Genomic DNA, 22,174 nt, shown 5'->3' with positions numbered 1-22,174 from the left:
AAATGAACCCGAAAACCCAAGGCTATCTTTTTACGATTCTCGCAGTGATTATCTTTGCGTCGCAAGATGGCATTTCGAAGTATCTCGGCAGCCATTATTCGCCAATATTCATCACGATGATACGCTATTGGACTTTTGGGCTTTTCGTGATTCTGCTTGCCATGCGTTCGGGAGGCATTGCCAAAACTGCCAGAACCAAACGGCCGTTTCTGCAGGTTTTCCGTGGCGTTGTGCTGGCTGTGGAAATCGTGGTCTTCATTTATGGTTTGAGCCGCTCCGGCTTGGCCATGGCGCAGTCGGTTTTTCAGTGCGCTCCGCTTCTGGTTACAGTTTTATCGGTGGTTTTTCTTGGTGAAAAAGTGGGATGGCGTCGCTGGGCTGCTATCATCGTCGGTTTGTGCGGTGTGATTTTGATTATCAATCCGGCCAATGCGCATTTTGATGCCAATATTCTGTTTTCGCTTGTAGCGACCGGTATGTTTGCCACCTATGCCGTTGCAACACGCGCCGTCAGCAAATATGATGACCCTATAACCAGCTTTTTTTATACCGGCGTGAGTGGTGTAGTCGTTCTGACGGCTGTCGGCATATTTTACATGGTTCCCATCGCGCAGCCTGACTGGTTCTGGATGGCCGCGCTTTGCATTTGCGGTATTGGCAGCCATTATTGCCTGATCCGTGCCTATGACGTTCTTGAGGCGGGGGAAGTGCAACCCCTGACCTATCTCCAGCTCGTTATTGGCGCGTTTATCGCTACCTTCATTTTTCACGAAAATCTGACATGGAACGTCGTGGTGGGCGCCACAATCGTTGTGGCGGCGGGTCTTTTTTCAATGTTCCGGGAGCGGCATCTCGCGCTGCGACGTACCACAAGCGCGACGCTGCCGTAACTTTGATGCTTAAGCGTGCCGACGTCGGCTTTTCTAGAAATCGGCCGAATGTAATATGGAGCCGTCTACCTCTTCGATGTCGCGCTTGCCGCATAATGCCATGGTGATATCAAGCTCCTTGGCTATGATTTCGAGCGCCAGCGTCACGCCTTCCTTACCCATAGCGCCTAAGCCATAGAGGAAAGGGCGCCCGATATAAACGCCCTTAGCGCCGAGTGCGCGCGCCTTCAAAACGTCCTGACCGGAGCGGATGCCGCCATCGACATGCACTTCAATCTGGTCGCCAACCGCATCAACAATCGGCTTGAGCATGGAAATCGACGATGGTGCACCATCGAGCTGGCGACCGCCGTGGTTGGAAACGATAATCGCATCAGCTCCGGTTTTCGCGGCCATTTTCGCGTCCTCGACATCAAGAATACCCTTGAGGATCAGCTTGCCGCCCCATTGCTCCTTGATCCACGCTACATCGTTCCAGTTGAGCTGCGGGTCGAACTGTTCCGCTGTCCATGACGAAAGCGAGGAAAGGTCGGTGACATTCTTGGCGTGACCGGCAATGTTGCGAAAAGTGCGGCGCTGAGTACCCAGCATGCCAAAGCACCAGGCTGGCCGCGTCGCCATCTGCCAGATATGTTTGGGTGTGAATTTTGGCGGTGCGGAAAGCCCGTTGCGGATATCCTTGTGGCGCTGGCCGAGTATTTGCAGATCAAGCGTCAGCACCAGCGCCGAGCAACCAGCGGACTTGGCGCGACCGATCAGGTTTTTGATGAAATCGCGATCCTTCATCACATAAAGCTGGAACCAGAACGGCTTTTTGGTGGCCGAAGCAACGTCCTCGATGGAGCAGATACTCATGGTGGAAAGCGTGAAAGGAACGCCGAAAGCTTCCGCTGCCTGTGCGGCCAGCATTTCACCGTCCGCGTGCTGCATACCGGTCAAGCCGGTGGGTGCAAGCGCCACCGGCATAGAGACGTTTTCACCGATCATGGTGGAGGCAAGTGATCGATTGGTCATGTCGACCAGAATGCGCTGGCGCAGCTTGATCTTGGCAAAATCGCTTTCATTGTTGCGGTAGGTCGATTCCGTCCATGCGCCTGAATCCGCGTAATCGAAAAACATTTTCGGGACGCGGCGGCGTGCAAGCCGTTTCAGGTCGGCAATTTCAACAATATCGGACATGGCTCCCACCCCTTGTGGTAAATTTTGTTTACCAATCGCATGACGGATTGCGCACCTGAAATCAAGCATAAAACGTTGTCACGTGCACTGTGGTAAATGGAAGGGCAATTCTATTTCTCTTATGATAGAGAGATTGTTCCGTATCCCGTTAGGGCCAAGGAGATATGGAAAGGGATATTGATATGCATGAGGAATCCAAAGCCGGCTTCATCGGCAAAAAGTCGCGAGCGGCTGGTGGTTGGGGTGCGCTCAAAAGCTGTGGCAAGCAGTTGCTGGCTAGCGGCGCGCCGTTGTCGGGTGCGAAGACGTTGCTCAAAGCCAACCAGCCGGATGGTTTTGATTGCCCCGGCTGTGCATGGGGCGACCCGGAACATGGCTCATCCTTTGAATTTTGCGAAAATGGTGTCAAGGCAGTCGCATGGGAGGCGACGGACCGGCGCACCACGCCTGCTTTCTTTACGCAACACACGGTTTCGGAACTGCGCGGCTGGACTGATCACGCGCTGGAAAATACCGGGCGGCTCACGCACCCGCTGCGTTATAATGCGGCGAGTGACACATATGAAGCCGTTGACTGGGACGAGGCATTCGCCACGATTGGCAGTATATTGCAGAGTTTTGACACGCCTGATCGCGTTGAATTCTACACATCGGGGCGCGCCTCGAACGAGGCCGCATTTCTCTATCAGCTTTTTGTGCGTGCCTATGGCACCAATAATTTTCCCGACTGCTCGAACATGTGCCACGAGGCAAGCGGCGTTGCGTTGAACCAGTCGATCGGGGTCGGCAAAGGTACAGTGCTTCTGGAGGATTTCGAGAAAGCCGATGCGATTTTCGTGGTCGGCCAAAATCCAGGCACCAACCATCCGCGCATGCTGGCCGATCTGCGCCGCGCTGCCGAACGTGGCGCAAACATTGTGGTGTTCAATCCGGTGCGCGAGCGCGGACTGGAGCGTTTTTCCGACCCGCAGGACAAGCTTGAAATGCTGCGTGGTGGCAGCGAGATGATTGCCAGCGACTATTTCCAGCCACGGCTCGGTGGTGATCTGGCGGCTTTTCGCGGCATGGCCAAGGCTGTTTTTGCTGCTGATGATGCAGCGCTTGTTGAAGGCAGAGCCTCCATTCTGGACCGGGAGTTTCTCGGCGCTCATACGGCAGAACTTGAAGCCTATCGCGCAGCAGTTGATGCCACGCCATGGGCCGAAATCGAGGATCAGTCTGGGCTCACAAAAAGTGAACTTGAACGTGCTGCGCAGATTTACATGCAGGCGGAGCGCGTGATCTGCACCTGGGCGATGGGGATCACACAGCATCGCCATTCGGTCATCACCATCCGTGAAATGACCAGTTTCATGCTGCTGCGTGGTAATATTGGCAGACCGGGTGCGGGGCTTTGTCCGGTGCGCGGCCATTCCAATGTGCAAGGCGACCGCACGGTCGGCATCAACGAAAATGCGCCCGTAGCGTTCCTTGATGCGCTCGAAAAGGAGTTCGGCTTCAACGTGCCGCGCAAGCCGGGGCATAATGTGCTGGCGGCCATCGGCGCGATGCTTGACGGTAGTGCTAAAGCCTTTATCGGGCTTGGTGGCAATTTCGCCCGCGCAACGCCCGACAGTCCGATGATTGCTAAAGCGCTCACCGCGCAGCGTCTGACGGTGCATGTGGCGACCAAGCTCAATCATTCGCATCTGTTGCCGGGGCAGGATTCCTTCATTCTACCGTGCCTCGGACGTACCGAAATCGATCTGAATTCCAAAGGTGTCGCGCAGATCGTCACGGTTGAGGATTCCATGAGCATGGTGCATGGATCGGGCGGAATCAATCCGCCTGCATCAGCGCATCTTCGTTCGGAAGTGGCAATCATTGCAGGCATGGCGCAGGCCACTTTGGGACCGCAGCCGGTTGACTGGCTGCAATTGGCCGATGATTACGATCTTATCCGTGATCACATTGCGCGTGTGCTGCCGGACTTTTATGGTTTTAACAAACGCGTACGTGTGCCGCGCGGCTTTCATCTGCGTAATGCAGCACGTGAACGCGATTGGAATACGCAAACAGGCAAGGCGACATTCTGGGCCGGTGCGTTGCCGCAAGCGGTTGAACATCAGGAGGCGCGGGGTAAGCCTGGATGCTATGTGCTTCAAACCTTCCGCAGCCACGATCAGTACAATACCACCATTTACGGCATGGACGACCGCTATCGCGGTGTCTATGGCGAGCGGCAGGTGGTGTTCATGAACCCCGCTGATATGGTCGATATCGGTGTAGAGGCTGGTGATCGTGCCGATATTGTGGGTGAATTCAACGATGGGGTGGAGCGTGTCGCGCGCGATTTCCGCTTTGTGCCCTATGATATTCCACGCGGCTGCATCGCCGGTTATTATCCTGAAATGAATGTTCTGGTACCTTTGGGCAGTGCTGGCGACGAAAGCTATACCCCGACGTCCAAATCGGTGATTGTGTCCTTTCGCCCGCGTCGCTCCGAAGCTGCCTGATGGATGAGCCTGTCGTTGCCGATTACATGGTGCTGGTGGAGCGAATTGTATCGGCGTCCGAAAATTTATCACCTTTGGGGGCGGGCATTCTGGCCGCTCTGGTACTGGATATTGCCGCCGACAGCCGGACATTTGCGCGGGTTTTCGGCATTGCCCATGCAATTGCCTTGCGCGAGATTTCGCTCTTAAGTGTTGAAGGTGGCTTTATCGCTATCACCCGGCGCGATCTGCGCACCCAGCGTTCGCATTACGAACTTGCCGCCGTCGGGCGGTACTTGCTCGACACCGTGGGAACGAGCAAAACGCCGTCATAAAATCTTCGCTTGCTATAGGTTCTATATAGGTTCTATTATGTGAACTATGAATAGAACCGCTTTGGTTGCATCACTTGAGAAGCGCGGTCTCAGCGATCCGCAGCGCACAGGACCGCTTTACCGCAATCTGGCGCGTATTCTTGCCGAGATGATTGAAGCGGGAGAGCTTGCGCCTGCGGTCGGTTTGCCGCCGGAGCGGGATCTGGCGGAAGATCTCGGGCTGGGACGGATCACCGTGCGCAACGCCTATAAGGAACTTTTGGCGCAGGGTGTGGTGGAAGCACGGCGTGGCAGCGGCACGTTTGTCGCCGGGCGACGGGCGCGTATGAGCCAGTCTCTGTGGCGGCTGACATCGTTTTCGCAGGATATGCGCTCGCGCGGCAAGGAGCCGGGTGCGCGTATCCTGACCAACAGGCTGGATACGCCATCGCCCGATGAAGCTTTCCGGTTGGGTATTGGTGTGGATACGCCGATCGTGCGGCTTGAGCGTCTGCGCCTCGCCGATGACGTGCCGATGGCGTTTGAACGGGCCGTTGTGCCGCGACATTATCTGGAAACGGATACGGTTGCTGAAACTTCGCTTTATGACGCGCTGGCGGGGCGGGGTTACAAGCCGGTGCGCGCCTTGCAACGTTTGACCGCTGTTACGCTTGATCTGGCAACCGCGCGTTTGCTTGGCGTCAGCCGTCATGCGCCCGCCCTTCTGATCGAACGCGTCTCGCATCTCAACGATGACCGCATCGTTGAGTATACCCGTTCGCATTACCGCGCCGACGCCTATGATTTCGTTGCCGAACTCAAGATTGGAGAATGAGATGAATGATGCTTCTTCGCTGATGCTGCAGGAGACGGAACAATCTCCGGGTGTGGTGGCAAAACTTCTGGAGCAGGAAGCCGCGACTTTTGCTGAAATCGCACGCGTGTTTGAAAACAACAAACCAGCGGTTATTACGACCGCTGCGCGCGGTTCGTCCGACCATGCGGCGACCTTCTTCAAATACCTCACCGAGATCTCGCTTGGCATTCCGGTTGCCTCCATCGGCCCTTCGGTTGCTTCGGTCTATGGCGCGCAATTAAAACTGGAGCGCGGATTGCATTTCACCGTGTCGCAGTCGGGCGCAAGCCCCGATATCGTGGCCGTGCAGGCCGCAGCCAAGAAGGGTGGTGCGACGACGGTTGCAGTCGTCAATGTGTTGGACAGCCCTCTGGCGAAAGAGGCCGACATAGTTCTGGCGCTGCATGCGGGCGAAGAAAAAAGCGTTGCTGCAACGAAATCATTCATTGCTTCGGTTGCAGCCCTTTCCGGCGTTGTGGCGGCTGCAAGCGGAGATCAGGATTTGCAAGCGGGACTAAAGCGCCTGCCGGAAGCGCTGGCCGCAACCCGTACAGATGGACGCGAGCCGGTTGAAAATCTGCTTTTTAATGCCCGTTCGCTTTATACCAGTGGGCGCGGCACGGGGCTTGCCATTGCGCTTGAGGCCGCACTCAAAGCCAAGGAAACGGCCAATATTCATGCCGAGGCCTTTTCGCTGGCCGAACTCATGCACGGGCCGATGCGTCTGATCGAGGAAGGGTTTCCGGTCGTCGCCTTTCTGCCACAGGACGAAGCGTTCAAGACCAATATCGAAGCGTTGAAGCGGCTCGATTCCTTTGATGCCAGCATCGTCACGCTTTCCGATGCTCAAACGCCGGGTTTCCGCCTACAATCGGCCAGCACGGGCAGCGCCCATCTTGATCCGCTGGTTTCGCTGATCAATTATTACCGCGTGATCGAGGCGGTGTCGCGCCGTAAGGGGTTTGATCCCGACAAGCCACGCAATCTCAACAAGGTCACGGTGACGATATGAGCAGAAAATCGGCAATTGCGGGCGCACGTATTTTCGACGGCGAACGCTTTCATGACGAAAGTGCGCTCATTTTCAGCGATAGCAAGATCGAAGCCATCGTGCCAGAGACAGAACTGGGCGAGGCGCATCAGGTCGAACGGTTGAATGGTGGCGTTTTGGCCCCGGGCTTCATTGATGCGCAGGTCAATGGCGGCGGCGGACGCATGCTTAATGACGACCCGTCGCCGCAAACCATGTTTTTGATTGCCGAAGGGCATCGCAAATTCGGCACCACCAGCCTTCTGCCGACGCTGATCACCGACACAATGCCGGTGCGCGACCGGGCCATTGAGGCGGCGGTGGAAGCAGTTAAGGCCGACAAGGGCGTGGCGGGTCTGCATCTTGAAGGCCCGCATCTGGCACCAGCGCGAAAAGGAGCGCATCTCGCCGAACTCATGCGTCCGGTCGATGATGCCGATATCGCGCTTTATATCCACACGGCGGAACAGATCGGCACGCTGCTGGTGACATTGGCCGCTGAACAGGTAATGCCGCAACAGGTCCGGCGCTTGAGCGATGCGGGTGTGATCGTCAGCATCGGTCATAGCGATGCCACAGCAGAACAGGCATTTGAACGTTTCGATGCCGGTGCGCGCAGTGTCACGCATCTTTACAATGCCATGAGCCAGATCGGTCATCGTGCGCCGGGGCTGACGGGCGCCGCCCTTGAGCATCCCGATATCTGGTGCGGGATTGTCGCCGATGGTCACCACGTCGACCCTATGGCGTTGCGGCTGGCGCTTCGGGCAAAGCGTGGTGACGCGCATCTTTTCTTTGTCACCGACGCCATGGCGCTGGTAGGGTCTGACAAACTAAGTTTCGAGATCAACGGACGCTCGGTCAAGCGTGTGCCAGGCGGCCTCTGCTCCAAGCTGGTGCTTTCCGATGGCACCATTGCCGGTTCCGACCTCGATATGGCTTCGGCTATTCGCTTTGGCGTGGCAGAGCTCGAACTCACGCTCGCCGAAGCCTTACGTATGGCAAGCCTTTATCCGGCCCGCTATCTGCGCCTTGCTGATCGCGGCCTTTTGCGCCCCGGCATGCGCATGGATGCGGTGCATCTTGATGACGGGCTTTTTGCCAAAGCCACATGGCGGTCTGGTGGAAAACAGGTGGCAGGCTTATGAGCGATATCACGACACGCTATTTCAACGATCTGATCGCCCGGCTTTCCGTTTCGCGTGACAGGCTTGCAGGCGCGATGGAAAAAGCGGCAGACCTTATTACTGCTGCCGCACGCGCTGACCGGCGCGTTTATGTGTTCGGGACCGGCCATTCGCATATGATGGCGGAAGAACTCCATTATCGCGCCGGCGGGCTGGCGATTACCGTGCCGATCCTCTGTGGCGAAATCATGTTGGAAGACGGCGCTGTCGCAAGCTCGCATTTCGAGCGCATAGAAGGTGCAGTGCGCCCGATCCTTGAACGGTATAACATTGGTGAAGGCGATGTACTGATCGTTGTCTCCAATTCCGGGGTCAATGCAGCACCTATCGAGGCTGCACGTCATGCCTGTGAAAAGGGGGCTTCGGTCATAGCCCTCACGTCTGTTGCCTATTCAACTGCGATAGCCAATGGCCGCACCCAGCTTCATTCGCTGGCTGATGTCGTACTCGACAATGATGCGCCCGCAGGAGATGCAGTTCTGGAACTGGAAGGCAGTGCGCTCAAGGTCGGACCTGTTTCCACCGCGCTCGGCGTTACCATATTGAACGCAATTTTCGCGGATGTCGCGGCACGGCTTGTAGGCGCGGGGGATGCTCCAATTTATCTCAGCGCCAATATGCCAGGTTCGTCCGAGGTGAACCGTGACCTTGTCGTGCGCTACCGCGACCGGAACCCGCATCTCTGAAAAATAGCACAATCTTTCTTGCAAAGACGCTTGATAGCGCAATCCGGTCAGTGCATTACGCATTCTGGCATGGCGGATGCCGTATCGTGGATTAGCTTCGCGATGTCATTTTGGCTAGCGCCTTGGAAAGTTGAGGAAGTCCGATGCATAATTTTGTGCTGACCGTCACCTGTAAGTCCACCCGCGGCATCGTCGCCGCTATTTCGGGTTATCTTGCTGGCAAGGGCTGCAATATTATCGATAGCGCCCAGTTCGACGATCTTGATACAGGTCGCTTCTTCATGCGTGTGAGCGTCATTTCCGAGGAAGGCGTTGCGCTCGACATTTTGCGCGACGGTTTCGTGCCGGTCGCAGCCTCCTTCGATATGGATTTCGAGTTTCATGACAATGCGCATCGTACCAAGACGCTACTGATGGTGTCGCGCTTTGGTCATTGCCTCAACGACCTTCTCTACCGCTGGAAGATTGGCGCACTCCCCATCGATATCGTTGGGGTGGTGTCGAACCATTTTGATTATCAGAAGGTTGTGGTCAATCACGATATCCCCTTCCACCATATCGCTGTGACCAAGGCCAACAAACCGGCAGCCGAACAGCAGTTGATGGATGTCGTAAATGAAACCGGCACCGAACTGGTTGTTCTGGCACGTTACATGCAAGTTTTGTCAGACCAGCTTTGCAAGCAGATGTCCGGGCGTATCATCAATATTCACCACTCGTTTCTGCCATCTTTCAAGGGAGCGAACCCTTATAAGCAAGCCTATGAGCGCGGCGTAAAGCTGATTGGAGCGACGGCGCATTATGTGACTGCCGATCTCGATGAAGGCCCGATCATCGAACAGGACGTGGCGCGGGTGACGCACGCGCAAAGTGCCGCCGATTATGTTTCGATCGGTCGCGATGTCGAGGCGCAGGTTCTGGCGCGCGCCGTCCACGCGCATATCCATCACCGCTCGTTCCTCAACGGCAATCGCACAGTCGTCTTTCCAGCAAGTCCTGGGTCGTATGCATCCGAACGCATGGGGTGAGAGATTCCGGTGCTGGCGGCCTGCAAATAGCGTCTTTTTGCGCTTTCGGTGCTCAAAAGCCACGATTTTTGACACGCGATAACCGCAATCGCCGCCGTGTAGACAATTAGAACCCCGCCGAAGCGGGGTTTAAAAGCTCTAATCGATGTCGAAGGAAACGCCCTGTGCGAGCGGCAGCGCCTTTGAATAATTGATCGTGTTGGTGGCGCGGCGCATATAGGCTTTCCACGCATCCGAACCCGATTCACGTCCACCACCGGTTTCTTTTTCTCCGCCGAACGCGCCGCCGATCTCGGCCCCCGACGTTCCGATATTGACATTGGCGATGCCGCAGTCCGACCCTTCGACAGAAAGAAAGCGCTCGGCTTCCTGAAGGTCGAGCGTAAAGATAGATGATGACAGACCTGCACCGACCGCATTGTGGCTCGCGAGAACATCATCGAAATCGGAATACTTCATCACATAAAGGATCGGCGCAAAGGTTTCTTCGAGAACAGGGCCTTGTTGTTTTGGCATTTCGACGATGGCCGGGCGCACATAATAGGCGTTTTCATGACCCGTATCGACGCGTTCGCCGCCCTGAACCGTGCCGCCGTGTGCGGCTGCTGACTGAAGCGCCTTTTGCATTGTGTCAAACGCCGCTTTGTCGATCAGCGGTCCGACGAGAGCGCTTGTTTCAAGCGGGCTGCCGACCGAAACGCTGGCGTAAGCTTTTTGTAGGCGTGGTACCAGCGCGTCATAGACGCTTTCATGCACGAAGAGACGGCGGAGCGTTGTACAGCGCTGGCCAGCCGTGCCCATGGCACCAAATGCAATAGCACGCAGCGCCATGTCGAGATCGGCCGAAGGGCAGACGATACCGGCATTGTTGCCGCCCAGCTCCAAGATCGAACGGGCAAAGCGCTTTGCAAGGCGTGGGGCCACCTCGCGGCCCATGCGGGTAGAGCCAGTTGCCGAGACAAGCGCAACCTTCGGGCTATCCACCAGCACTTCACCGATTTCACGGTTGCCGAGCAGGAGTTGTGACACGGCCTCAGGCGCATCGCCAAAACGTTTCAAGGCACGTTTGAAAATTGCATCGCAGGCAAGGGCGGTAAGCAACGTCTTTTCTGACGGCTTCCACACCACCGCATTGCCGCAGACGATTGCCAGTGTCGCATTCCACGACCACACGGCAACCGGGAAATTGAACGCCGAGATTACGCCGACGACACCGAGCGGATGCCATGTTTCCATCATGCGGTGACCGGGGCGTTCGGTAGCAATGGTCAGCCCATAAAGCTGGCGTGACAGGCCGACCGCAAAATCGCAGATATCGATCATTTCCTGCACTTCGCCCAGACCTTCCGAGGGGATTTTGCCAGCCTCGATGGAGACAAGACGGCCAAGATCCTGCTTGGAAGCGCGCAGTTCTTCGCCGAGCAGACGGATCAGTTCGCCGCGCTTGGGTGCCGGAACAGTGCGCCATACCCGAAATGCTTCGTCGGCTTTGTCGATAATCTGCTCAGCTTCTGGCCGGTTGTGGGTGTTTATCAAGGCTATTTCTTCGCCCGAAACCGGGCTGAAACCGGCAAGATCGCCATCCGTGAAAAGAGAAGCATCAACGCCAAGCCGATCAAGCAGCTCCGCGGTTTCTTTCTTCACATCGAGTTTTTGAGGGGCGGTGTTCATGGCTTCTTCCCGGGATTGAATCGGCTTTGCGAAAACAGGGTGAGGTTATGATGAAAACGTATCATATCACCTCACTTGCAGCTATGGTCGCAACGAAAGCAACTATGTTTATGCGAGACTGGAATGAAGCTCAGCCGAAGATTGATCCCCGATATCGCCACGCTGCAAGCTTTTGAATGTGCGGCGCGTCATGGCAGCTTCACACAGGCAGCCCATGAACTCAGCCTCACCCAGAGTGCCGTCAGCCGCCAGATCAAAGATCTGGAAAGCCAGCTTGGCGTGCTCTTGTTCGAACGCATCCGTCAGCGCATTCTTTTGTCCGATGCGGGGCGAAAATTTCTGCCCGAAGTGCGCCGCCTGCTTCATCAGACCGAAGATACTATGCTGCGTGCCATGGCGTCGGCGAAATCCACATCTTCATTCAGTGTCGCCACACTTCCGACCTTTGGCACGCGCTGGCTGATGCCACGCATTCCCGATTTTGTGGCAAAGCATCCGGGTATCGCGCTCAATGTAGCCTCGCGCTCGGGCGTGTTTGATTTCGAGGAACAGCCTTTTGATCTGGCCATTCATTATGGTCAGCCGGTCTGGGCGCATGCGAGCTGCACCTATCTGTGCAGTGAAGTGGTGGTTCCGGTGGCAAGCCCGGCATTTCTGGAGAACCGTCGCCCATCAGACCCGGAAGCACTTGAGGGCGAAGTGCTTCTGCATCTCGCCACCCGACCCAAAATGTGGGCGCAATGGTTCGAAAGCTGCGGCGTCGAGGGGCAGACGGCCTATCGCGGTCATCGTTTCGATCAGTTTTCCATGGTGATAGAAGCGGCTCTGGCAAGCCTCGGCATAGCGCTGCTGCCGCTTTATCTGATTGAACGGGAACTGCGCAGTGGCGATTTGCGGCTTTTGTTCGAAAAGCCGATGCGCACCGAAAATGATTATTATCTGGTCGTACCCGATGGTAAACTCGAAAACCCGCTGACGCAGGTTTTCTGCCAGTGGATTGCCGGACAGGTCGGCAATACGAACTATTCAAGCCTCGTTCATTCCGAACCGGCATGATTTGTTGCCAAAATATTGCTGTCAAAGACATGGGTGCGTGCATGAAATAGTGCAATGCCGAAATGATCGGTCCCTGTTTTAAAAGTGGTTGCCCATGCTCAACGATCCACGCTCCCACGGCCTTTGGGAAAAGACTGCGCCCGCCGCTCCGACCACCTTCACGCTGAACGGTGAGAAGGTGGTGGATGTGGTCATTGTCGGCGGCGGTTTTACCGGTCTTTCGACAGCACTGCATCTGGCGCAAAAAAGCGTGAAAGCAATCGTGCTCGAAGGGATGGAGATCGGCTATGGCGGATCGGGTCGCAATGTCGGTCTGGTCAATGCAGGCATGTGGGTGATGCCCGACGATCTTGCCGACGTCTTGGGTGAAATATACGGTGACCGCCTGCTCGATGTGCTCGGCAATGCGCCGCAACTGGTTTTTGATCTGATTGAAAAGCACAAGATCGCCTGCGAAGTCGAAAGACAGGGCACGCTGCATTGTGCTGTGGGTGACAAAGGCTTGAAGGAACTCGAAGATCGCCATGCGCAATGGGCGCCGCGTGGGGCCAATGTCAAACTGCTCGATGCGAAGGAAACGCAAGCCAAGGTCGGAACGGGTGCCTATGCCGGATCGCTGCTCGATCTGCGCGCAGGCACCATCCAGCCGCTCGCCTATGTGCGCGGACTGGCGCATGCAGCGCTTGTTGCGGGAGCGGAAATCTTTACATCAAGCCCGGTGATCGGGGCCGAGGAACACAACGGCAAATGGCGGGTCAAGACCGCCAATGGCTCTGTTGTGGCTGACTGGGTCGTGGTTGCGACCAATGCCTATACCAATGTGCCATGGGTTGAAGTGCGTGCGGAGCTCGTGCATCTGCCCTATTTCAACATGGCGACCAGGCCGCTGTCCGATAACTTGCGCAAAAGCATCCTGCCGGAGCGACAGGGTGCATGGGACACCAGGGAAGTGCTGTCCTCATTCCGCTTCGATCAGCAAGGTCGACTGGTGTTCGGCAGCGTTGGTGCTTTGCGCAATACGGGGGCTGCCGTTCATCGGGCATGGGCGAAGAAGGCTCTCAGGCGGCTGTTTCCAGCTTTGGGCGCGGTGGAATTCGAACATGAATGGTATGGTAAGATCGGCATGACCGATGACAGTCTGCCGAAATTTCATCGTCTTGCCCGCAATGTCGTGGGCTTCTCCGGCTATAATGGCCGTGGCATCGCGCCGGGCACCGTTTTTGGCAAATTGCTGGCAGAGCTTGTTTCCGGCCAGATTGCGGAAGATGATCTTCCACTGCCGGTCCGTGATCCCAAAGCGCAGAATTTCCGCCCCCTGCGCGAAGCCTATTACGAGGCAGGCGCACAGATGGCGCATATCGCTGATATGCTGCTCTGATTAAAAAAGCCCGGTATTTCCGGGCTTTTTGTATCTATTTCTTTTTCATGGCTTCGAGTAAAGCCGCACCGAAACCGCCGGTCGAGGGTTGCTCGGTTTTACGCTGTGGTGTGAAATTTTTGACCGGACGCTGGTCGCGCGGCGAGGATGAGCGTGGAGCAGGGGCTTCGCCGCTATCCTTGCGCATGGAAAGGCCGATGCGTTTGCGTGGCACATCAATTTCCGTCACACGCACTTTCACCACATCGCCTGCTTTGACCACTTCATGCGGGTCTTTGACGAAACGATCGGCCAGTTGCGAGACATGAACGAGACCATCCTGATGCACGCCGATATCCACGAAAGCGCCGAAAGCTGCGACATTTGTCACCGTACCTTCCAGCATCATGCCGGGCTTTAAATCCTTGATATCGTCAATGCCATCGGCAAATGTCGCGGTCTTGAATTCCGGGCGCGGATCGCGACCGGGCTTGTCGAGTTCTGCAATAATGTCGCGTACGGTCGGCAGACCAAAGCGTTCATCGACGAAGACACGTGGATCGAGCGCCTTCAAGGCGGCACTATCGCCCATCAGGCTGCGCACATCGCGACCGCAGGCCGCGACAATCTTTTTTGCCACGCCATAGGCTTCCGGGTGCACGGAAGAGGCGTCGAGCGGCTCGGTGCCGCCCGCAATGCGCAAAAAGCCTGCGCATTGCTCGAAGGTGCGGTTGCCAAGACGCGCGACTTTCAAAAGTTGCCTGCGGTTTTTGAACGCGCCCGTTTCATCGCGGTGCGCGACGATGGCTTCTGCAAGCGAGGCACCAAGGCCTGAAACCCGCGCCAAAAGCGAAGCGGAAGCGGTGTTGAGGTCAACGCCAACGGCATTCACCGCATCTTCCACCACAGCATCCAGCATGCGGGCCAGCCGCACCTGATCGACATCGTGCTGATATTGCCCGACACCGATGGATTTCGGTTCGATTTTGACGAGTTCCGCCAAAGGATCCTGAAGGCGCCGCGCGATGGAGACGGCACCGCGCAGCGACACATCGAGTTGCGGAAACTCCGCCGCCGCCGCTTCAGATGCCGAATAGACCGATGCGCCTGCTTCCGAGACGATGACTTTTAGCGGTTTGGGTGCGGGCATGTCGGAAAGCATATCGATGACAAGACGCTCGGTTTCGCGGCTTCCGGTGCCGTTGCCAATGGCGATCAACTCGATCTTGTGTTTGGCGACCAGACTTGCAAGCGCGGCTTGTGTGCCGCGCACATCGTTTTTGGGCGGGAAGGGATAGACGGTCGTCGTGTCGAGAAGCTTGCCGGTGCCGTCGATCACGGCAACCTTCACGCCGGTGCGAATGCCCGGATCAAGCCCCATGGTGGCGCGCGAGCCTGCGGGGGCTGCCAGAAGCAGGTCTTTCAGATTACGGGCAAAGACGTTGATCGCTTCTTCTTCCGCCCGCTCGCGCAATTCGCGCATCAGATCGAGCGAGAGAGACAGCGAGAGTTTCACCCGCCATGCCCAGCCAGCAACCTCCATCAGCCAGCGGTCGCCGGGCAAGGTCGCGCCGATAGCATAGCTGGCTGCAATTTTCCGCTCGACGGGTTTGACGGGTGAGGTGTCGTCGGCATCCGCTTCAATATCGAGCGACAAAAAATCCTCGTTGCGCCCGCGCAGCATGGCCAGCGCACGGTGACCCGCGACTGTCGCCCAGCGCTCGGCATGGTCGAAATAGTCGGAGAATTTTGCGCCAGCTTCTTGCTTTCCATCGACAACGCGTGAGCGCAGCACGGCTTTGTCCTTGAGATGGTTGCGCAGGGTTTTGAGCAATTCGGCATTTTCCGCAAAGCCCTCGGCAATGATGTCGCGGGTGCCGTCGAGTGCAGATTTCACATCCGCCACTTCGTCCGTCACATATTGCGCCGCGATTTCAGATGGCACGAGAGTGCGATCTGAAAGGATTGCTTCAGCGAGAGGACCAAGACCACGCTCGCGGGCGATTTCCGCGCGGGTCCGGCGTTTGGGCTTATAAGGGAGATAAAGATCTTCCAGTTCCGCCTTGGTGCTGACGCCTGCAATTTTGAGTTCAAGTTCTGGGGTAAGCTTGTCCTGTCCGCGGATGGTTTCCAGAATGGAGCTGCGACGTGCTTCGAGTTCGCGCAGATAGCTCAGGCGTTCGGAAAGCAGGCGCAATTGCGTGTCGTCCAGTCCGCCAGTGACTTCCTTGCGGTAGCGCGCAACGAAAGGCACCGTTGCGCCTTCATCGAGCAGGCCAATGGCAGCCGATGCCTGTTCCGGCTTTGCGTTGATTTCCGCCGCAATGATCGCTGCAATGCGTTTTGTGTCGTCCGCCATGTTTTTCCCAGTTCATTGATCGTCCGTTGACCATACATAGTCGGATGCATTTTCAGAGCAATCAAGATGGGAACAATCGTCCACAGGAAAGCTGGTTTTTCTAAGAGTCACGTCTATGTGAATGCGTTGGCCCTTTTTAAATCGGGTGTCAGCGATATTTATATCGAGAAAATACGATATGTTTGAAGGTCCGCGAGGTGCGTGCGATGCAACAGGCTTTGGCCAGTAATCTGGAAGAGATATTTAAGGCACTCGCCAATCCCGTTCGTCTTGAAATTCTGAGCTGGCTCAAGGAGCCGGAAAAGCATTTTTCTACCCAGCACATCTCTTTAGAAATGGGTGTCTGCGCAGGGCAATTCGAGCGGTGTGGTCTCTCTCAATCGACCGTATCAGCGCATTTATCCGTTCTGACCAAGGTGGGGCTGATCGTGCCCGCCCGTGTCGGGCAATGGACTTTTTATAAGCGTGACGAGGAGGCCATAGCGGCCTTTTTGAAGGCGCTGTCTGAACTCTGAACCTTTTCAAACCTGAAGGATAGACTTTTATGGACACACTTTTTGATCCTGTATCAGTCGGCGATATCAAGCTTGCCAGCCGCATTGTCATGGCACCGTTGACACGTAATCGTTCGCCGCGTGCTGTACCGAACGACCTCAATGTCACCTATTACGAGCAGCGCGCCAGTGCAGGGCTGATCATCAGCGAGGCAACCCCCATCAGTCATCAGGGGCAAGGATATGCCGATGTGCCGGGCCTTTATGAGCCGGAACAGCTTGCCGGATGGAAGCGCGTGACCGATGCTGTGCACAAGGCGGGTGGGCATATGTTCGCACAAATGTGGCATGTGGGGCGTATCTCGCATAATAGTCTCCAGCCCAATGGGGGCAAACCGGTTGCGCCCTCGGCGATTACGGCGAAATCCAAGACCTATCTGGTCAAACCTGACGGTACCGGCGAATTTGTACCGACATCCGAGCCGCGGGCGCTGGAAAAGAGTGAATTGCCGGAGATCATTGCCACCTATGCCAAAGCGGCCAAGGATGCGGTAGAGGTTGCAGGTTTTGACGGCGTGGAAATTCATGCCGCCAATGGATATCTGATCGACCAGTTTCTCCGTTCGGGCTGTAATCACCGCAGCGACGAATATGGCGGTTCGATCGAAAATCGCGTCCGTTTTTTGGGTGAGGTCGTTGAAGCTGTGACCAAGGCTGTTGATGGCAGCAAGGTTGGCATTCGCCTGTCGCCGGTAACGCCGGCAAATGATGCATCTGATTCCGATCCACAGCCTCTGTTTGATTATGTCGTTGAAAAGCTGGCCGCCTATGGATTGGCCTATATTCACATCATCGAAGGGGCCACGGGTGGCGCACGCGACTTCCAGCAGGGTGCGGCACCTTTCGATTATGCGCGGTTGAAGCAGGTTTATCGCGATGCGGGCGGCAAAGCTCAATGGATGGTCAATAACGGCTATGATCGTGCGTTGGCGGAAGATGCAGTCGCAAGCGGACGTGCCGATCTTGTAGCATTCGGCAAGCCGTTTATTTCCAATCCTGATCTGGTACTTCGTCTCAAGGAGAATGCCCCGCTCAACGAGCTTGACCAGGATAATCTTTATGGTGGTGGTGCGAAAGGATATACGGATTATCCGACGCTTGCCTGAAGACAATACATCCTAACCAATGAAAGCCGGGGTCTTCCCGGCTTTTTGACGGCTCAGAGCCGGGCTTTGGTCGAGCGTGGTGTGGCAAGCAAAAGATTGGTTTCGCTGGCCTTGATGCCGGGTACAAGGCGAATGCGCCGCAACACGGCGTCCAGATCGGCAAGCGTTGCCGCGCCCAGTTCGACTATCAGGTCAAAGCGGCCATTGGTCGTATGAACGGCCGATATTTCGGAAAATCCGCCCAGCGATTTGACCACACGGTCGGCGACATGGCCTTCGATTTCAATCATCATGATGCCGCGAACCGGCAGGTCTACGGCGTCAGAGCGTAAAATCACCGTATAGCCGAGAATATCGCCCGAGCGCTCGAGACGCTCCATGCGCGCACGCACGGTTGCCCGTGATACACCCATATCCAGCGCAATATCGGATATGCTGCGGCGACCGTTGTGGCGCAGGAGCGTAATCAGTTTTTCGTCTAGCTCGTCCATGCGTCCTCCAATTTGAGAGCCAAATCTGGCAATTTGATAAAGCACTACGATATATTTGCCAATCCGTATGGTTCACATCGCCAAGCACAAATGTTCAATCTTGGGAGAAGGGTTCAAAAGGAGATGCCTTTGATGCACTGCAAGATTTTGGGATTGCCGGTTCAGGAAGGAACAGGTCGTCTTGGCTGCAATATGGGGCCGGACGGCTATCGCGCTGCCGGTATAGCGGATGCCATTCGTGAGCTGGGCCATAGCTATAGCGACCTCGGCAATCTGTCGCCTGCGCCAAAGCGGCCCTCCAGTCACCCCAATGCGACAATCAAGGCGCTTCCTGATGCGGTTGCCTGGATCGAGGCCATTAGCGAAGCCGCCTATCGCGAAAGCGCGGATGGGTTTCCGATCTTTCTCGGCGGCGATCATTTGCTGGCTGCAGGCACCGTTCCGGGCATTGCGCGCCGGGCTGCTGAAAAAGGCCGTAAGCAATTTGTTCTCTGGCTTGATGCGCATACGGATTTTCACACCTTGGAAACGACCGATAGCGGCAATCTGCATGGCACACCTGTCGCCTATTATACCGGCCAGAAAGGTTTTGAAGGCTATTTTCCACCGCTTGCTGCTGCTATTGACCCGCAAAATGTGTGCATGATGGGCATTCGCAGTGTCGATCCAGCCGAGCGTCTGGCGATCCAGAAAACCAAGGTTTCGGTTTTCGATATGCGCCTGATCGATGAGCATGGCGTTGCCGCACTTTTGCGGCGTTTTCTGGATCGCGTGAAAAGCGAGAATGGTCTTCTGCACGTCAGCCTTGACGTCGATTTTCTGGATCCATCGGTCGCTCCTGCCGTTGGCACAACGGTGCCGGGTGGCGCGACTTTCCGCGAAGCGCATCTGATTATGGAAATGCTGCACGATAGCCAACTTGTGACAAGCCTCGATCTTGTGGAACTCAACCCGTTTCTTGATGAGCGCGGGCGCACCGCGACGGTCATGGTGGACCTGATGGCGAGCCTGCTTGGCCGCAGCGTCATGGATCGCCCGACACGCAGCTATTAGGAGCCAATATGACCCAGCCTAACCTGAATATCGTGCCTTTCGTCAGTGTCGATCACATGATGAAACTGGTCCTTTCGGTCGGCGTCGAGACGTTCCTCAAGGAACTTGCCGCCTATGTGGAAGAAGACTTCCATCGTTGGGAGAGTTTCGACAAGACGCCGCGCGTGGCCTCGCATTCTGATGAGGGCGTCATTGAATTGATGCCCACCAGCGACGGCACGCTCTACGGCTTCAAATATGTCAACGGCCATCCCAAAAATACCCGTGAAGGGCTTCAGACCGTAACCGCATTTGGCGTGCTTTCGGATGTCGGCAGCGGTTATCCGATGCTTTTGACCGAGATGACAATTTTGACCGCCCTGCGTACGGCTGCAACATCGGCAGTCGCTGCAAAGCATCTGGCCCCCAAGGGTGCACGCACCATGGCCATTATCGGCAATGGCGCACAAAGCGAATTTCAGGCGCTGGCCTTCAAGGCGTTGCTGGGCGTCGATAAATTGCGTCTTTACGATATCGATCCGCAGGCGACAGCAAAATGCATCCGCAATCTTGCGGATGCAGGCTTGGACATCGTGGCTTGCAAGAGCGTCGAAGAGGCCGTTGAAGGGGCTGATATCATCACGACTGTCACCGCGGACAAGGCAAATGCCACGATTCTGACCGATAATATGGTCGGTGCCGGTGTGCATATCAACGCGGTCGGTGGCGATTGCCCCGGCAAAACCGAATTGCACGGTGATATTCTGCGTCGCTCGGATATTTTTGTCGAGTATCCGCCGCAAACGCGCATTGAGGGCGAAATCCAGCAATTGCCGGAAGACTATCCGGTTAATGAGCTTTGGGAAGTCATTACCGGAAAGATGGAAGGCCGCAAGGATCCGCGTCAGATCACCTTGTTCGACTCAGTTGGTTTTGCAACGGAAGATTTTTCGGCACTGCGCTATGTCCGTGACAAGCTAAAGGATACGGGATTTTACCAACAGCTTGATCTGCTGGCCGATCCCGATGAACCGCGTGATCTTTATGGCATGCTGCTGCGCCATGAACAGCAGCTAGAGGCAGAGAATACCAAGCCCGCAGCTTGACTGTTTTAGGAGAGTGGCCGTCGTGAGTGGCGTGGGGAGGAAATTTCTCCATTGTGCGTTGCGATGGCCATTTCAAAACTGTCGGCTATCCGCCTTGCGCGATCGATAAAGATGATCGCCGCCTCCGGCGGGAAAATTTCCCGTGCCGTTTGCTCGAACAGTTCGAGCCAGCGATCAAAATGCTGACCTTGCAGATTAAGTCGCAAATGTGGGGGCAGGGGGCGACCGGCATAGCCGCCGGTTTTCAGGATAATCGATGACCAGAATTGCGCGATCTGCGCAATATGGTGCTCCCAATCATGAACGGCTTCGGCAAAGATCGGGCCGAGCAGAGCATCTTCTCGCGCTCGCGCATAAAATGTGCGAACCAAAGCTTCAATAGATGCAATGTCTATTGAAGGATGCGGCTGGTTGATCAGCAGGGTCAAATCAGACTCCTGAAAAATATGGAGTTTTGGTAGCGGAGGAGGGATTCGAACCCCCGACACAAGGATTATGATTCCTCTGCTCTAACCTACTGAGCTACTCCGCCACGCAACGCCTGACCAGAACGATTTTAATGGATCGTCTCCGAGACATTAAAACCTCGTTCCCATAAGGAATGGCGGCGGTATATGTGGGGAATGAAACCCTGTCAAGCGTTCTTCGCGTCGGTTTCGCCTTGTTTTCCATCATTTGCACCGATAAGAAACTGCACACAAGCAAAGGCATAGTTTCATGGCACCTCGTATTGCGGTTTTGGGTTGTGGCTATTGGGGCGGCAATCATATACGTACTTTAAAAAGTCTCGGCGTCCTCAAGGCTGTTTCTGACGCCAAAGCGGAAAACGCCGAGCGGTTCGCGTCGGAATTCGGCGTTCCCAATGTGCCGATCAATGAACTGTTCCAGCGCCCGGATATTGACGGTATCGTTCTTGCCCTGCCGCCGCAGTTTCATGCACACTATGCAACAGAAGCGGTTAAGAACGGCAAAGACGTTCTTGTCGAAAAGCCGATCGCGCTTGACGTCGCATCCGCTAAGGCGGAAGTGGAAGCAGCGCGTGCTCATGAGCGCGTATTCATGGTCGGCCATATTCTGCGCTTTCACCCGGCATTTGAGAAATTGCTCGATATGGTCAAGAGCGGTGAACTGGGCGACATTCGTTATGTGCATTCGCATCGTGTCGGGCTTGGCAAATTTCATACCGAAAACGATGCGCTCTGGGATCTGGCGCCTCATGATCTGTCGATGATTCTTGCTATCACGGGTGAAGAACCGAGCGCCATTCGCGGCGAGGGTGCGGCTTTCCTCGATCATTTGAGCGATTTTGCGCATGTGCATCTGGAGTTCCCGAGTGGGATCCGCGGACATTTGTTTGCATCGCGACTAAATTCTTATCGTGAGCGGCGCTTGAGTGTCGTCGGTTCCAAAGGCATGGCCGTTTTCGATGATGGCGAACCATGGGATCGCAAGCTTGCGCTTTACAGTCATGAAGTCTGGCGTGAAGATGATCAATGGGCCTTCAAGTCGGTTGAGCCAGCCTATATCCCGGTCGAGGAGGGTATGCCGCTCACCCGCGAATTGCAGCATTTCCTGCATTGCATCGAGACGCGCGAAACACCGCGCACCGATGGAAAGGAAGCGATCAGCGTGCTGCGCATCCTGACTGAGGGAACCGTACGTCACCCGCAGAAAGCGACTCGATAGGCCACTTTCGTCAAGCGGTATTACAGACCTCGCAAAACTTTGAACGCTCCAGCCATGGCGGGGCGCGGGCCGAGCGAATAGATAGTTATCGGGCATTCGCCGTTGTTGCGCG

20 protein-coding genes and 1 tRNA gene are annotated in these 22,174 nt (G+C 55.9%); 15 read left to right on the top strand and 6 right to left on the bottom strand.

Annotated features, from left to right (window positions below; genetic code table 11):
- Positions 1–2: 2 nt before the first annotated feature.
- On the top strand, positions 3–890 hold the full coding sequence (locus AAIB41_RS06835) for a DMT family transporter (RefSeq protein WP_343312553.1): 888 nt from the start codon (positions 3–5) through the stop codon (positions 888–890).
- Between the two features lie 33 nt (positions 891–923).
- Here AAIB41_RS06835 and AAIB41_RS06830 read toward each other — a convergent pair whose 3' ends face one another.
- Positions 924–2,069, bottom strand: coding sequence for an alpha-hydroxy acid oxidase (locus AAIB41_RS06830; protein ID WP_343312551.1), 1,146 nt, complete (start codon positions 2,067–2,069; stop codon positions 924–926).
- Between the two features lie 182 nt (positions 2,070–2,251).
- On the opposite strand from AAIB41_RS06830, the gene AAIB41_RS06825 reads away from it, so the two are divergent.
- The 7 genes from AAIB41_RS06825 to purU all read left to right on the top strand — a co-directional run bounded on the left by AAIB41_RS06825 (position 2,252) and on the right by purU (position 9,644).
- The gene (locus AAIB41_RS06825) at positions 2,252–4,564 is read left to right on the top strand and encodes an FdhF/YdeP family oxidoreductase (protein WP_343312550.1); all 2,313 of its coding nucleotides are present in this window, start codon (positions 2,252–2,254) and stop codon (positions 4,562–4,564) included.
- Positions 4,561–4,878: a hypothetical protein gene (locus AAIB41_RS06820; protein ID WP_343314690.1), complete on the top strand. Its 318-nt coding sequence runs from the start codon at positions 4,561–4,563 to the stop codon at positions 4,876–4,878. The genes AAIB41_RS06825 and AAIB41_RS06820 overlap by 4 nt, the downstream gene beginning before the upstream one ends.
- Positions 4,879–4,924: 46 nt before the next feature.
- Positions 4,925–5,692, top strand: coding sequence for a GntR family transcriptional regulator (locus AAIB41_RS06815; protein ID WP_343312548.1), 768 nt, complete (start codon positions 4,925–4,927; stop codon positions 5,690–5,692).
- A gap of 1 nt (position 5,693) precedes the next feature.
- Positions 5,694–6,725: an SIS domain-containing protein gene (locus tag AAIB41_RS06810; protein ID WP_343312546.1), complete on the top strand. Its 1,032-nt coding sequence runs from the start codon at positions 5,694–5,696 to the stop codon at positions 6,723–6,725.
- Positions 6,722–7,891, top strand: a complete 1,170-nt coding sequence (gene nagA, locus AAIB41_RS06805; protein WP_343312544.1) for an N-acetylglucosamine-6-phosphate deacetylase — start codon at positions 6,722–6,724, stop codon at positions 7,889–7,891. Before AAIB41_RS06810 ends, nagA begins: the two co-directional genes overlap by 4 nt.
- The gene (locus AAIB41_RS06800) at positions 7,888–8,616 is read left to right on the top strand and encodes a sugar isomerase domain-containing protein (RefSeq protein WP_343312542.1); all 729 of its coding nucleotides are present in this window, start codon (positions 7,888–7,890) and stop codon (positions 8,614–8,616) included. The genes nagA and AAIB41_RS06800 overlap by 4 nt, the downstream gene beginning before the upstream one ends.
- Positions 8,617–8,759: 143 nt before the next feature.
- Positions 8,760–9,644: a formyltetrahydrofolate deformylase gene (purU, locus tag AAIB41_RS06795; RefSeq protein WP_343312540.1), complete on the top strand. Its 885-nt coding sequence runs from the start codon at positions 8,760–8,762 to the stop codon at positions 9,642–9,644.
- Between the two features lie 138 nt (positions 9,645–9,782).
- Here the strand turns inward: purU and AAIB41_RS06790 are convergent, their stop codons facing one another.
- On the bottom strand, positions 9,783–11,315 hold the full coding sequence (locus AAIB41_RS06790) for an aldehyde dehydrogenase family protein (RefSeq protein ID WP_343312538.1): 1,533 nt from the start codon (positions 11,313–11,315) through the stop codon (positions 9,783–9,785).
- Positions 11,316–11,438: 123 nt separating this feature from the next.
- Between AAIB41_RS06790 and AAIB41_RS06785 the strand changes: the two genes are divergently transcribed.
- Both AAIB41_RS06785 and AAIB41_RS06780 read left to right on the top strand, forming a co-directional pair.
- Complete coding sequence (locus AAIB41_RS06785) at positions 11,439–12,371, top strand: LysR family transcriptional regulator (protein ID WP_343312536.1); 933 nt, start codon at positions 11,439–11,441, stop codon at positions 12,369–12,371.
- 94 nt (positions 12,372–12,465) lie between these two features.
- The gene (locus tag AAIB41_RS06780; protein WP_343312534.1) at positions 12,466–13,749 is read left to right on the top strand and encodes an FAD-binding oxidoreductase; all 1,284 of its coding nucleotides are present in this window, start codon (positions 12,466–12,468) and stop codon (positions 13,747–13,749) included.
- A 34-nt stretch (positions 13,750–13,783) separates the two neighbouring features.
- Here the strand turns inward: AAIB41_RS06780 and AAIB41_RS06775 are convergent, their stop codons facing one another.
- A complete protein-coding gene (locus tag AAIB41_RS06775) occupies positions 13,784–16,087 on the bottom strand; it encodes a Tex family protein (protein WP_343312532.1) in 2,304 nt (767 codons plus the stop codon).
- A 206-nt stretch (positions 16,088–16,293) separates the two neighbouring features.
- Here AAIB41_RS06775 and AAIB41_RS06770 point away from each other — a divergent pair, with 206 nt between their 5' ends.
- Together AAIB41_RS06770 and AAIB41_RS06765 are read left to right on the top strand one after the other, a co-directional pair.
- Positions 16,294–16,602 (top strand): metalloregulator ArsR/SmtB family transcription factor, encoded by a 309-nt coding sequence (locus AAIB41_RS06770; protein ID WP_343312530.1) that lies wholly within the window; start codon positions 16,294–16,296, stop codon positions 16,600–16,602.
- A 29-nt stretch (positions 16,603–16,631) separates the two neighbouring features.
- On the top strand, positions 16,632–17,747 hold the full coding sequence (locus AAIB41_RS06765; protein ID WP_343312528.1) for an alkene reductase: 1,116 nt from the start codon (positions 16,632–16,634) through the stop codon (positions 17,745–17,747).
- Between the two features lie 53 nt (positions 17,748–17,800).
- On the opposite strand, the gene AAIB41_RS06760 is transcribed toward AAIB41_RS06765, so the two are convergent.
- Complete coding sequence (locus tag AAIB41_RS06760; RefSeq protein WP_343312526.1) at positions 17,801–18,238, bottom strand: Lrp/AsnC family transcriptional regulator; 438 nt, start codon at positions 18,236–18,238, stop codon at positions 17,801–17,803.
- A 132-nt stretch (positions 18,239–18,370) separates the two neighbouring features.
- Between AAIB41_RS06760 and rocF the strand changes: the two genes are divergently transcribed.
- Both rocF and AAIB41_RS06750 read left to right on the top strand, forming a co-directional pair.
- Complete coding sequence (gene rocF / locus AAIB41_RS06755; protein WP_343312524.1) at positions 18,371–19,291, top strand: arginase; 921 nt, start codon at positions 18,371–18,373, stop codon at positions 19,289–19,291.
- An 8-nt stretch (positions 19,292–19,299) separates the two neighbouring features.
- Positions 19,300–20,376 carry an ornithine cyclodeaminase gene (locus AAIB41_RS06750; protein ID WP_343312522.1) on the top strand — a complete coding sequence of 359 codons (1,077 nt, stop codon included), beginning with the start codon at positions 19,300–19,302 and terminating at the stop codon, positions 20,374–20,376.
- 5 nt (positions 20,377–20,381) lie between these two features.
- Here AAIB41_RS06750 and AAIB41_RS06745 read toward each other — a convergent pair whose 3' ends face one another.
- Positions 20,382–20,804, bottom strand: a complete 423-nt coding sequence (locus tag AAIB41_RS06745; protein ID WP_343312520.1) for a group III truncated hemoglobin — start codon at positions 20,802–20,804, stop codon at positions 20,382–20,384.
- 27 nt (positions 20,805–20,831) lie between these two features.
- Positions 20,832–20,908 (bottom strand) — tRNA-Met (locus AAIB41_RS06740).
- A 185-nt stretch (positions 20,909–21,093) separates the two neighbouring features.
- Between AAIB41_RS06740 and AAIB41_RS06735 the strand changes: the two genes are divergently transcribed.
- Positions 21,094–22,062, top strand: a complete 969-nt coding sequence (locus AAIB41_RS06735) for a Gfo/Idh/MocA family oxidoreductase (RefSeq protein WP_343312518.1) — start codon at positions 21,094–21,096, stop codon at positions 22,060–22,062.
- Positions 22,063–22,174: the final 112 nt, after the last annotated feature.

The sequence above is a fragment of the Brucella sp. BE17 genome (assembly GCF_039545455.1).
Taxonomy (GTDB): domain Bacteria; phylum Pseudomonadota; class Alphaproteobacteria; order Rhizobiales; family Rhizobiaceae; genus Brucella.
This window is presented reverse-complemented; position numbering and strand designations above follow the sequence as displayed.

Coding starts and splice junctions, on each gene's coding strand:
- AAIB41_RS06830 (WP_343312551.1), bottom strand. CDS start 2,069: ATGTCCGATATTGTTGAAATTGCCGACCTGAAACGGCTTGCACGCCGC.
- AAIB41_RS06835 (WP_343312553.1), top strand. CDS start 3: ATGAACCCGAAAACCCAAGGCTATCTTTTTACGATTCTCGCAGTGATT.
- rocF (WP_343312524.1), top strand. CDS start 18,371: ATGCACTGCAAGATTTTGGGATTGCCGGTTCAGGAAGGAACAGGTCGT.
- AAIB41_RS06765 (WP_343312528.1), top strand. CDS start 16,632: ATGGACACACTTTTTGATCCTGTATCAGTCGGCGATATCAAGCTTGCC.
- AAIB41_RS06790 (WP_343312538.1), bottom strand. CDS start 11,315: ATGAACACCGCCCCTCAAAAACTCGATGTGAAGAAAGAAACCGCGGAG.
- AAIB41_RS06735 (WP_343312518.1), top strand. CDS start 21,094: ATGGCACCTCGTATTGCGGTTTTGGGTTGTGGCTATTGGGGCGGCAAT.
- AAIB41_RS06800 (WP_343312542.1), top strand. CDS start 7,888: ATGAGCGATATCACGACACGCTATTTCAACGATCTGATCGCCCGGCTT.
- AAIB41_RS06760 (WP_343312526.1), bottom strand. CDS start 18,238: ATGGACGAGCTAGACGAAAAACTGATTACGCTCCTGCGCCACAACGGT.
- AAIB41_RS06785 (WP_343312536.1), top strand. CDS start 11,439: ATGAAGCTCAGCCGAAGATTGATCCCCGATATCGCCACGCTGCAAGCT.
- AAIB41_RS06815 (WP_343312548.1), top strand. CDS start 4,925: ATGAATAGAACCGCTTTGGTTGCATCACTTGAGAAGCGCGGTCTCAGC.
- AAIB41_RS06780 (WP_343312534.1), top strand. CDS start 12,466: ATGCTCAACGATCCACGCTCCCACGGCCTTTGGGAAAAGACTGCGCCC.
- AAIB41_RS06750 (WP_343312522.1), top strand. CDS start 19,300: ATGACCCAGCCTAACCTGAATATCGTGCCTTTCGTCAGTGTCGATCAC.
- AAIB41_RS06810 (WP_343312546.1), top strand. CDS start 5,694: ATGAATGATGCTTCTTCGCTGATGCTGCAGGAGACGGAACAATCTCCG.
- purU (WP_343312540.1), top strand. CDS start 8,760: ATGCATAATTTTGTGCTGACCGTCACCTGTAAGTCCACCCGCGGCATC.
- AAIB41_RS06825 (WP_343312550.1), top strand. CDS start 2,252: ATGCATGAGGAATCCAAAGCCGGCTTCATCGGCAAAAAGTCGCGAGCG.
- AAIB41_RS06770 (WP_343312530.1), top strand. CDS start 16,294: ATGCAACAGGCTTTGGCCAGTAATCTGGAAGAGATATTTAAGGCACTC.
- AAIB41_RS06775 (WP_343312532.1), bottom strand. CDS start 16,087: ATGGCGGACGACACAAAACGCATTGCAGCGATCATTGCGGCGGAAATC.
- nagA (WP_343312544.1), top strand. CDS start 6,722: ATGAGCAGAAAATCGGCAATTGCGGGCGCACGTATTTTCGACGGCGAA.